Annotated in this window: 10 protein-coding genes; 5 read left to right on the top strand and 5 right to left on the bottom strand. The window is 70.9% G+C overall.

Annotated features, from left to right (window positions below):
- The 4 genes from ABD908_RS16765 to ABD908_RS16750 form a co-directional block, all read right to left on the bottom strand.
- A partial coding sequence (locus ABD908_RS16765) for a hypothetical protein (RefSeq protein WP_344997977.1) occupies nt 1-332 on the bottom strand: 332 nt, incomplete at its 3' end.
- Between the two features lie 97 nt (nt 333-429).
- Nucleotides 430-1,635 carry an acyl-CoA dehydrogenase family protein gene (locus ABD908_RS16760; protein WP_344997975.1) on the bottom strand — a complete coding sequence of 402 codons (1,206 nt, stop codon included), beginning with the start codon at nt 1,633-1,635 and terminating at the stop codon, nt 430-432.
- A 2-nt stretch (nt 1,636-1,637) separates the two neighbouring features.
- A complete protein-coding gene (locus ABD908_RS16755; RefSeq protein ID WP_344997973.1) occupies nt 1,638-2,690 on the bottom strand; it encodes a phosphotransferase family protein in 1,053 nt (350 codons plus the stop codon).
- Nucleotides 2,687-4,363, bottom strand: a complete 1,677-nt coding sequence (locus ABD908_RS16750; protein ID WP_344997971.1) for an AMP-binding protein — start codon at nt 4,361-4,363, stop codon at nt 2,687-2,689. The genes ABD908_RS16755 and ABD908_RS16750 overlap by 4 nt, the downstream gene beginning before the upstream one ends.
- A gap of 153 nt (nt 4,364-4,516) precedes the next feature.
- Between ABD908_RS16750 and ABD908_RS16745 the strand changes: the two genes are divergently transcribed.
- Nucleotides 4,517-5,413 (top strand): TetR-type transcription factor C-terminal domain-containing protein, encoded by an 897-nt coding sequence (locus ABD908_RS16745; protein WP_344997969.1) that lies wholly within the window; start codon nt 4,517-4,519, stop codon nt 5,411-5,413.
- On the opposite strand, the gene ABD908_RS16740 is transcribed toward ABD908_RS16745, so the two are convergent.
- Nucleotides 5,379-6,521, bottom strand: a complete 1,143-nt coding sequence (locus ABD908_RS16740; RefSeq protein WP_344997967.1) for a metallophosphoesterase — start codon at nt 6,519-6,521, stop codon at nt 5,379-5,381. The two genes, ABD908_RS16745 and ABD908_RS16740, sit on opposite strands and share 35 nt — an antisense overlap.
- Nucleotides 6,522-6,573: 52 nt before the next feature.
- On the opposite strand from ABD908_RS16740, the gene ABD908_RS16735 reads away from it, so the two are divergent.
- From ABD908_RS16735 to ABD908_RS16720, 4 genes are all read left to right on the top strand, one after another.
- Entirely contained in the window at nt 6,574-7,344 is a 771-nt protein-coding gene (locus ABD908_RS16735) for a deoxyribonuclease IV (protein WP_344997966.1), read from the top strand.
- On the top strand, nt 7,341-7,967 hold the full coding sequence (locus ABD908_RS16730; RefSeq protein WP_344997964.1) for a class I SAM-dependent methyltransferase: 627 nt from the start codon (nt 7,341-7,343) through the stop codon (nt 7,965-7,967). The genes ABD908_RS16735 and ABD908_RS16730 overlap by 4 nt, the downstream gene beginning before the upstream one ends.
- A gap of 116 nt (nt 7,968-8,083) precedes the next feature.
- Nucleotides 8,084-9,919: an acyl-CoA dehydrogenase gene (locus ABD908_RS16725; protein ID WP_344997962.1), complete on the top strand. Its 1,836-nt coding sequence runs from the start codon at nt 8,084-8,086 to the stop codon at nt 9,917-9,919.
- Between the two features lie 126 nt (nt 9,920-10,045).
- Complete coding sequence (locus ABD908_RS16720; protein ID WP_344997960.1) at nt 10,046-10,741, top strand: hypothetical protein; 696 nt, start codon at nt 10,046-10,048, stop codon at nt 10,739-10,741.
- The last annotated feature ends 2 nt before the right edge of the window (nt 10,742-10,743 follow it).

Below are 10,743 nucleotides of genomic sequence, written 5' to 3'. Positions count from 1 at the left end.
GACGGCGGCGCGGCGCCCGTACGCGGCGCGGCTGCGGGCGTGACGACACGATCAGGCAGGTCCGCATGAACCCGCGCGACATCCGTTGCCGGGCCGTCGAACTCGACGGCAGCCGGCAGGTCGAGCGCGGCGAGCAGGTCGGCGACCCCGCCACCGTCGTCGCCTGCGCCGCCCTGCTCGCGCCACAGCGCGACGATCCGGTCCGCCTCGGTGAGCGCCTGGGCGACACCGTCGGCCGCGGCGCGCTCGGCGGCAGCCCACTGCGCGTACGCGTCTGCAACCCTGCCCTGCCACGTCGACGGCGGCGGCGCCAGGACTCCCCCGAACCCCATTCCCGGACGCTAACGCCCGGAGCCGTCCGAGTCCGGCCGCGCGGCCGGGTTATCCACAGGATCCCGGCCGTCCACAGGCCGGGTCGGGGGACGGCCCTCAGCCGGAGTACGGCGGCGTGCGGCGCAGCTCCTGCTTCGCGATGGTGCGCCGGTGCACGGCGTCGGGGCCGTCGACGATGCGCAGCACGCGGGCCCACGCGTACAGGTACGACAGCGGGGTGTCCGAGCTGACGCCGGCGGCGCCGAACACCTCGATGGCGCGGTCGATCACGGCCACCGCGGCGGCGGGTGCGGCCACCTTGATCGCCGAGATCTCGGTACGCGCGCCCTTCGCGCCGTGCCGGTCGATGAGCCACGCGGTCTTGTAGACGAGCATCCGCGCGAGATCGATGTCGATGCGGGACTGGGCGATGAGCTCCTGCACGACGCCCTGCTCGGCGAGCGGTCCACCGAACGCCACCCGCTGCTTGGCCCGCGCGGTCATCAGGGCGAGGGCCCGCTCGGCCATCCCGATCGCGCGCATCGCATGGTGGATCCGGCCCGGCCCGAGGCGCGCCTGCGCGATGGCGAATCCGTCGCCCTCGCTCGCGAGGATGTTGGCCGCCGGCACGCGCACATCCTCGAAGGTCATCTCGGCGTGGCCGTGTTGGTCGTGGAAACCGAACAGCGGCAGGTCCCGCCGGATCGTCACGCCGGGCGTGTCGCGCGGCACGAGGACCATGGACTGCTGCCGGTGCGTCGCGGCCTCGGGGTCGGTCTTGCCCATCACGATGAACACGGCGCACCGCTCGTCCAGTGCACCCGAGATGAACCACTTGTGGCCGTTGATCACGTAGTCGTCGCCGTCACGGGTGATCGACGTGGTGATGTTGGTGGCGTCGCTCGACGCGACCTCCGGCTCGGTCATCGCGAACGCCGACCGGATCTCGCCCGCCAGAAGCGGTTCCAGCCACCGTGCGCGCTGCTCCTCGGTGGCGAACAGGTGCAGGGTCTCCATGTTCCCCGAGTCGGGCGCCTGGCAGTTGACGGCCTCGGGTGCGATCACGGGCGACCAGCCCGAGACCTCCGCCACCGCCGCGTATTCCACGTTGCTCAGGCCGGATTCGCTGGGCAGGAAGAGGTTCCACAGGCCGCGCCGCTTGGCCCCGGCCTTGAGCTCCTCCATCACCGGCGGGTACGCATGCGGTCCGTGCTCCGCGAGGTACCGGGCGTGCACCGGCTCGGCGGGGAACACCTCCTCCCGCATGAACTCCCACATCTTCGCGCAGGCGTCCTGCGCGGCGGCCGACGATTCGAAATCCACTGCTACTCCTGTTCCCCGAGGCGTGCGAGCCCCTCGCGTGCCAAACCGGCGACACCGGCGCCGGCCTCCTCGAACTGCTGTCCTGCCATCGAACCCGCGGCGGTCCGGGCCAGGATGCCCTGGACGATCACCGCGAACTTGAAGTATGCGAACGCCTCGTACACCGCGAGATCGTGCAGCGGCACCCCGGCCCGCTCGGCGTACCGCCGCGCCAGGTGCGCCCGCGACGGGAAACCCGGATCGCGGGTGAGCGCCGGCACCATCGGCAGCACGTCGTCGCCGGGCTCGCGCCAATACAGCAGCAGCAGCGCGATATCCGTCATCGGATCGCCGAGCGTCGCCATCTCCCAGTCGAGTACCGCATTGACCGTCGCCGGGTCGCCGGGGTCCATCAGGCAGTTGTCGAGCCTGAAGTCGCCGTGCACGATCGACGTCCGCGCGCCGGCGCCGACCGCCTCGACCCGCTCGGCGAGCAGGCCGGCGAGGCGCCGCACCTCGGGCACGTCCCGGGTGCGCGAGCGCTCCCATTGACCGGTCCATCGACGGACCTGCCGGGCGAGGAAGCCGGTCGGGCGGCCGAAATCGCCGAGTCCGACGGTGGCCGCGTCGACCGCGTGCAGGTCTGCGAGGGTGTCGACGAGCGCGTCGGCGAGTTCCGTCTTCGCCGCCGGCGTGCTCGCGTAGCCCGCCGGCAGTTCGTCGCGGATGGTGAGCCCACGTACCCGCTCCATCACGTAGAACGGTGTGCCCGTGAGGGTCCCGTCGTCGGTCAGCAGGATGCGGGGCACGGGTACGGCGGTGTCGGCGAGGGCCCTCTGCACGCGTACCTCGCGGCCCATGTCGTGTGCGCTGGGCAGCAGATCGCCCGACGGTGGCCGGCGGAGGATCACCTCGCCCGCGGGGCTGGAGAGCACGAACGTCAGGTTCGACTTGCCGCCTGCGATCAGGCTCGCCGACGGGGCGCGCCAGCGGTCGTCGCCGACCGCCGCCGCGAGGGCCGGTCCCACGAGGTCGAGCGCCGCCAGCGCCGTGGTGTCACGGCCGTCCGGACTCACGCGGTCACCTGCCGCAGCTCGCGGCGGAGGATCTTGCCCGTCACCGTCTTCGGCAGGTCCGGCACGAACGCGATCGAGCGCGGATACTTGTAGGCGGCCATATTCCTCCTGGCGTAGTCGATGAGCTCGTCCTCCGTGACGTCCGCGCCCGGCTGCAGGGAGACGAACGCCTTGACCGTCTCGCCGCGGTACTCGTCCGGCACGCCGACCACGGCGACCTCGCGTACCGCGGGATGGCCGTACAGGACGTCCTCGACCTCGCGGGGCCACACCTTGTACCCGGAGGCGTTGATCATGTCCTTCTTCCGGTCGACCAGATAGAACCAGCCGTCCGCATCCATGAAACCGACATCACCCGTGCGGAGTTCGCCGCCGGGTAGCGACGCCGCGGTGGCGTCGGGCCTGTTCCAGTAGCCCGGGACCACCTGCGGCCCCGCGACGACGATCTCGCCGACCTCACCGACGGGGAGCTCCTCGCCGTCCTCGCCCAGGATCCGCACGATCGTGTCGAACACCGGCACGCCCACGGACAGCGCGCCGGTCTTCTGGTCGACGGGCGCCCGGGCGCCGAACGGCACCGCGTGCGACGGGCTCGACGTCTCGGTGAGGCCGTAGATGTTGTGGATGTACAGCCCGGTCTGCTCGGCGAAGGCCGCCTCCAGCGCGGGCGCGATCGGCGCGCCGCCGGAGAAGACCGCCCGGAACGACGACCAGTCGCCCTTCGTCACACCGGGAATCGCCGTCAGCGCGGTGAAGACCGTGATCGAGCCGACGGTGAACGTGGGCCGGCGCTCGCGGATCGCATCCAGCACGACGCCCGGTTCGAACCGGTGGGCGAGGATCAGCGGGCAGCCCGCGACCATGGCCAGCCCGATGTGGCCGACGAGCCCCGTGATGTGGAACAGGGGCGCGACGCCCAGCACCCGGTCGTCGGCGTCGAGCCCGATCCAGTCTCGGTAGGTCTGGGCGTTGAACGCGAGGTTGGCGTGAGTGTTCATGGCGCCCTTGGGAACCCCCGTGGTGCCCGAGGTGTACATCAGCACTGCGGTATCGCCCGCTGCCGGACGGGAGGGCTCCGGGCGCCCGCCGGCGTGCTGCTGATACACCGATTCGAGGTCGAGAGCCGGGTCCGACGAGATCCGCGCGGCGCCGGAGAACACGCGCGCATCGTCGCGGGTCTGCTCGTCGAGGGCGGAGTAGGTGACCACCGCACGCACGGCCGTACCGCCACCGTCGATCACCGCGCGGGCGACGTCCCGGTACAGCTCGTCGAGGCACAGCAGTGCAGTGGCGGCGGAGTCGACGAGGATGTACGACAGCTCACGGGCCTTGTTCATGGGGTTGACGGCGACGGCGGTCCCGCCGATCTTCCATGCCGCGACCAGGCCGATGACGAACGCCGGGTCGTTCTGCAGGTACAGGGCGAGCCGGTCACCCCGGACGAAGCCCCGCTCGGTCAGCGCGACGGCGAGCGCATCACTGCGGCTGTCGATCTCGGCGAACGTGAGCCCCCGATCGAAGTAGTAGACGGCGACCGCCCGCGGATCGCGGGCGAGGGCGGCCCGGAACGCGTCCAGCATCGTCGGGTGGTCGACGACGAGCGACGGGCCGGTGCCCTCCCGGTACAGCGCCAGCCAGGGGCGTGACGCGTAGGCGCTCACGTCGGCGGACATGGGAACACCCCTCCACGTTCAGCAGACAGATCGTTCGCTCGGTAGCCTGAACACGATCACTTTATTCACACCCCTGATGCGGGGTCAATAGCGGATCGATGTCGCGTTCAGACGGCGTTGACGAGACAGGATGTTCGGATAACCTGAACAACTATGAGTGTCGAGTCGCCCGGTACCGCGGTGCGAGCCCACCGGCGACGCCACGGCGTCAGCCTCCGCGACCTCGCCGCGCGGATCGGAGTGAGCGCCGCGACGCTCAGCGCGATCGAGAACGGCCACACCCGGCTCTCGGTCGACCGTGCCCGCGACATCGCGGCCGCGCTGGACATCCCCACACGCGCGCTCGTCGATGCGCACCGACCCGGCCCCGTCCCGACACCGTCGGCCGCAGTGCCCGTGCCCGGCGCACCGGCCGCACACCGCCATTGGCGCGAGTTCCCCCCGCTCCCCACCGACGACGTGTTGGACGGGGCGATCCGTGCCTTCGTGGCGACCGGCTATCACGGCGCGTCGATCCGCTCCGTCGCCGAGCTGGCCGGCATGAGCGTGCCCGGCGTCTACCACCACTACGCGAGCAAGCAGGCCCTGCTGGTACGGATACTCGACCTGACGATGGAGGACCTCGCATGGCGACTGAAGCAGGCCCGCGACGAGGGCACGACGCCGGGCGAGCGGGTAGCGCTGACGATCGAGGCGCTCGCGCTGTACCACGCCCGCAGGGTCGACGTCGCGTTCATCGGTGCGAGCGAGATGCGTAGCCTCGAACCCGACACGTACGCACGGATCGCTCAGCGCCGCACCGATGTCCAGCGCCTGCTCGACGCCGAGATCGACGGCGCGATCGACGCCGGCGAGCTGACGACGACGCACCCGCGCGACGCCGGCCGCGCGATCTCTACGATGTGCACATCGCTCGCGCAGTGGTTCCACCCGAACGGCCCCACGTCACCCGAGCAGATCGCGCGCGAGTACGCACAGTTCGGGCTCGCCATGCTCGGCGGGGAGACACGCCCTACTACGCGAGGGTCCGGTGCAGCGTCAGCACCGTGATCTCGCTGGGCGCGAACACCCGGAACGGCGGGCCCCAGAACCCGGTGCCGCGGCTCGTATACAGCTGGGTGCCGATGCCGTGCCGGCTCAGCCCGTGTACCACCGGTTGTTCGAGCCGGACCAAGAGGTTGAACGGCCAGATCTGCCCGCCGTGGGTGTGCCCGGAGATCTGCAGGTCCACCGCCGCAGCCACCGCCTGCGTCACCTGCTTGGGCTGGTGCGCGAGCAGCAGCACCGGCAGCGAGGGGTCGGCGCCCGCCAGCGCCGCATCGAGGTCTGCGCCGTGCCCGGAGGCCCTCGACGACCCCGCGGTCGCGTCGTCCACTCCCGCGACCACCAGCCGGTCTCCCCCGCGCTCGACGACGATGTGCCGGTTGTGCAGCGCATCCCAGCCGATGCCCTGGACGTAGTCGATCCAGCCCTGCGCCTCGCTGAAGTACTCGTGGTTACCGGTGACGTAGACGCGGGCGAGCCGCGCGTCCATCCGCGCCAGGGGCGCCGCCTGCGCCTGCCGCAGCGACACCTCGCCGTCCGCGATATCGCCGACGTGGCAGACGATGTCGGCGTCGAGTGCGTTCACACTCTCGGTCACGGCGGCGGACCAGCGGCGGCGATCGAGGGGGCCGAAGTGGGTGTCGGTGACCACGACGACGCGCAGGCCCTCCAGCCCGCGGCCGAGGGCGGGGATCGTGACGGCGACGCGGCGGACCCGGGGCACCCGCATCGCCTCGCGGTAGCCCCAGCCGAGCAGGACGACGGTGACGGCGAGCACCACGACGGCCGCGATCCGCGAGCGCACCGGATCGTGGACCCCGGCGGCGAACAGCACCACCCGCAGCAACTGGCCCAGCAGCGACCAGGTGAACAACACCCAGACCGCGCCCAGCAGCGCGTCGCCGATCACGGCGGCCCGGTCGGCTCGTCGGCGGCCGTGGCCCCACACCATCGCCACGGGAAGCGTGACGAACAGGGCGGCCAGCGCGGCGGTCCCGGCGATCACCACCGGTGCCGGCCAGCGGGTGCCACCCGAGAGCAGCGTCCACCACGGCACCACGAACAGAACAGCGGTGACCACCATCGCGGCGACCGCGAACAGATGCCTGCGCATCGCAGAGTGCCTCGATCCCATATCGGCCTACCGCGAGACTAGCCTTCAAGGCATGCGCATCGGAGCACACGTCCGCAACGACACGCACCCGCTGGAGACGGCGGAGCGGCTGGGGATCGACGTCATGCAGATGTTCGTCTCGGACCCGCAGAGCTGGAAGAAGCCGGATCCGCACCCGCAGCAGGGCGCTATCCGCGAGTCGCCGATCGATGTCGTCGTGCACTCGGCCTACGTCATCAACGTCGCCAGCCTCAACAATCGGCTCCGCATGCCGTCTCGGAAGGCCGTCGAGCAGCAGGCGGCCGCGGCCGCCGATCTCGGTGCGTTCGGGCTCGTCGTGCACGGCGGGCACCTACGCGCCGGCGAGGACCTCGCGGCCGGTATCGACAACTGGCGCAAGCTGTTCACGCGCCAGGAGGACAAGGGCGGGTTCGCCGTCCCGATCCTCATCGAGAACACCGCGGGCGGCGAGGGCGCGATCGCCCGCCAGCTGGAGACCATCGCCCGGCTGTGGGACGCCGTGGGCGATCAGGGCGCCGGGTTCTGCCTCGACACCTGCCACGCCTGGGCCGGCGGCGAGGACCTGATGGGCATCGTCGAACGGGTGCTCGCGATCACCGGCCGCATCGACCTGGTGCACCTGAACAACTCCCGCGACGAGTTCGACTCCGCGCGGGACCGGCACGCCAACCTCGAGGATGGCACCATCGACCCCGACCTGCTCGTCGACGTCGCCCAGGCCGCCGGCGCTCCGATCATCCTCGAGACCCCCGCCGAGGGCCTGGCCTCCGACGTCGCGTACCTCGCGGACGCGCTCGCATGAGCGAGCAGCCGCACGACCCGCGCCACCGTCGGCTCGACGCCGACGACTGGGACGACCTGCACCGCGCGGCCGAGCTCGTCTGGGGCGCCGCGCCCACCACGTGGGTCGTCGAGCAGACCGCGGCGCTGCCGCCGGGGCGCGCGCTCGACGCGGGCTGCGGCGAGGGGGCCGACTCGATCTACCTCGCGACCCGCGGCTGGCAGGTGACGGCATGGGACTTCTCGCGCGTCGGCCTCGACAAGGCGGCGACGGTGGCGTCGCGCGCGCCGCGCACCGTCCGCGCCCGGCTGCACTGGACGCTCGGCGACGTCACCGTCGACCCCGTGCCGGAGCCGGAGCCGCCGTACGACCTCGCGGTGTGGTCGTATCTGCACCCTGCCCCGGACGGCCGCGCCGCAGCGATCGCGAAGCTGTGCGACGCGCTGACACCCGGCGGACTGCTGATCCTCAGCGTGCACGAGCGGCTGGACGAGCATCCCGACCTGGCGGCGTTCGGCGCCACGACGGTGTCCGCGGCGCTACCCGCGGACATGGTGGTGGAACACGTGGAATGGCGCGACAGTGATCCACGCCACGGAACCGGGGTCGACCTGGCGCTACGGGCGCGGCGCCGACACGACTGACCTGGCGCTTCCACTTGTTTTCGCACCGGGTGGAGCGGTATTCTGGTCTTATTACCGACTGGTAACTTACCGGGTAGTAAGCCAGAGTCAGCCCGAATGAAGGTGGGAGCAGCCCCATGGGCCATTACAAGAGCAATGTCCGTGACCTCGAGTTCAACCTGTTCGAGGATCTCGGCGTCGGCGAGGTTCTGGAGTCCGGCGCGTACGGCGACCTCGACGCAGACACCGCGAAGGAGATGCTGCGCGAGGCGGCACGCCAGGCGGAGGGGCCGATCGCGGCGTCCTTCGCCGACGCCGACCGCAACCCGCCGGTCTTCGATCCGAACACCCACGAGGCGACGATCAACGCGGCCTTCAAGAAGTCCGAGGCACAGTTCTTCGAGGGCGGCTGGCCGTACCTCGGCCTCTCGGAGGAGCTCGGCGGTACGGACGTGCCCCGCACGCTGTACTGGGCCATCGCCGAGATGTTCCTGGGCGCCAACCCGCCGGTGTTCATGTACTCGGCCGGCCCCGGCTTCGCGCAGATCATGTACGACCTGGGCACCGATGAGCAGAAGAAGTGGGCCAAGATCGCGGCTGACCACGCGTGGGCCGCCACCATGGTGCTCACCGAGCCCGACGCCGGCTCCGACGTGGGCGCGGGCCGCACCAAGGCCATCAAACAGGACGACGGCAGCTGGCACATCGAGGGCGTGAAGCGCTTCATCACCTCCGCCACCAGCGACGACATGTTCGAGAGCACCTTCCACCTGGTGCTGGCCCGCCCCGAGGGCGGCGCGCCGGGCACCAAGGGCCTGGGCCTGTTCTTCGTGCCGAAGTTCCACTTCGACCCCGAGACCGGCGAGCTGGGCGAGCGCAACGGCGTGTTCGTGACCAACGTCGAGCACAAGATGGGCATCAAGGGCTCGACCACCTGTGAGCTCACCTTCGGCGGCCACGGCGTCCCGGCCCAGGGCTGGCTCGTGGGCGAGGAGATCAAGGGCATCGCGCAGATGTTCAAGGTCATCGAGCACGCCCGCATGATGGTGGGCACCAAGGCCATCGGCACCCTGTCGACCGGCTACCTCAACGCGCTGGACTACGCCAAGCAGCGCGTCCAGGGCGCCGACCTGACGCAGATGTCCGACAAGACCGCCCCCCGGGTGACCATCACGCACCACCCGGACGTACGTCGCTCGCTACTCACGCAGAAGGCGTACGCCGAAGGTCTGCGCGCTGTGTACCTGTACACCGCGGCGCACCAGGACCCCCGCACGGCCACCGTCGTCTCCGGTGCCGATGCCGACATGGCGTTCAAGATCAACGACCTGCTGCTGCCGATCGTGAAGGGCGTGGGCTCCGAGCGCGCGTTCGTGCTGCTCGGCCAGGAGTCGCTGCAGACCTTCGGCGGCTCGGGCTTCCTGCAGGACTACCCGATCGAGCAGTACGTCCGCGACTCGAAGATCGACTCGCTGTACGAAGGCACCACGGCCATCCAGGCGCAGGACTTCTTCTTCCGCAAGATCCTCAAGGACCGCGGCGCGGCGCTGGGCCACGTGGCCGGCGAGATCAAGAAGTTCATCGACGACCAGGCGTCGGGTCGGCTCAAGGACGACGTGGCGCTGCTCGCCAAGGCCGCCGAGGATGTCCAGGCGATGGCCGCCACGCTGACCGGCTTCGCGCTCGCGTCGCAGCAGGAGCCGTCCGAGCTGTACAAGGTGGGGCTCGGCTCGGTGCGTTTCCTGATGGCGTTCGGCGACCTGCTGATCGGCTGGCGCCTGCTGCATCAGGCCGCCATCGCGCAGGCCGCGCTCGACGGTGGCGCCACCGGCGCCGACAAGTCGTTCTACGAGGGCAAGGTGGGCGTCGCATCGTTCTTCGCCAAGAACATGCTGCCGCTGCTGTCCGCCACCAAGGACGTCGTCGCGAACCTCGACAACGATCCGATGGAGCTGGACGAGGCCGCGTTCTGATCACGGTCCGCATGAGTGACCGCTAGGGGCAGGCGAAGGCGCCGCCGGGTACATCCCGGCGGCGCCTTCGCGTATCCGCCCCACCCCGTAGGATCCCATCCGACCCGCCGCCCTGAGGAGAGCCGTATGGACGCACAGGCCGTACCCGAGACCGACGCCCGGCCCCCGCACTCCCCGGACCTGATCACCGCGCGCGGCCTCGGCGTCGACGGCGAACACGGTCCGCTGTTCGCCGGGATCGACCTCGACCTCGGGACGGGCTTCCACGCTATCCAGATGCCCGCCGGCCCCGAGCAGAACGCGCTGCTGCTGACCCTCGCCGGACGCCTGAAGCCGTCGCACGGCACCGTCGCCGTCATGGGCGACACCGGGCCGCGGCGCATCCGGAAGCACTGCGCCATCGCGGCGTTCGCAGACATCGACGAGCTGGACGAGTCGGTCACCGTGCAGACGGTGCTCGCCGAGCAGCGCCGGTGGCTCGCACCGTGGTACTCGCCGGTGCCGATCCAGGCCGGGCGGACGGAGCTGATCGAGGTGTTCGGCGAGGCCCACGTGCCGTCGCCCACGACGCGCATCGTCGAGCTGACCGACCTCGACCTGTTCCTGCTGCGGATCACGCTGGCACTGCTGTCCGACCGCCCGATCCTCGTGGTCGGCGACCTCGAGCAGGTGCGGGACAACCCCGGCCGCGAGATCGCCGCCAGGCGCCTGGGGGCGGTCGCGCGCCGCTTCACCGTGGTCGTCGGCGTCACCAACCCGCTCGGTGACGACGCCCCCGACCACGTCCTGCACGACCGACGCAACCTGACCGGGAGGGACTGACC

The sequence above is a fragment of the Tsukamurella soli genome, assembly GCF_039541155.1.
Classification (GTDB): domain Bacteria; phylum Actinomycetota; class Actinomycetes; order Mycobacteriales; family Mycobacteriaceae; genus Tsukamurella; species Tsukamurella soli.
The sequence above is the reverse complement of the archived record's forward strand: the minus strand, read 5'-3'. Positions and strand labels throughout refer to the sequence as shown.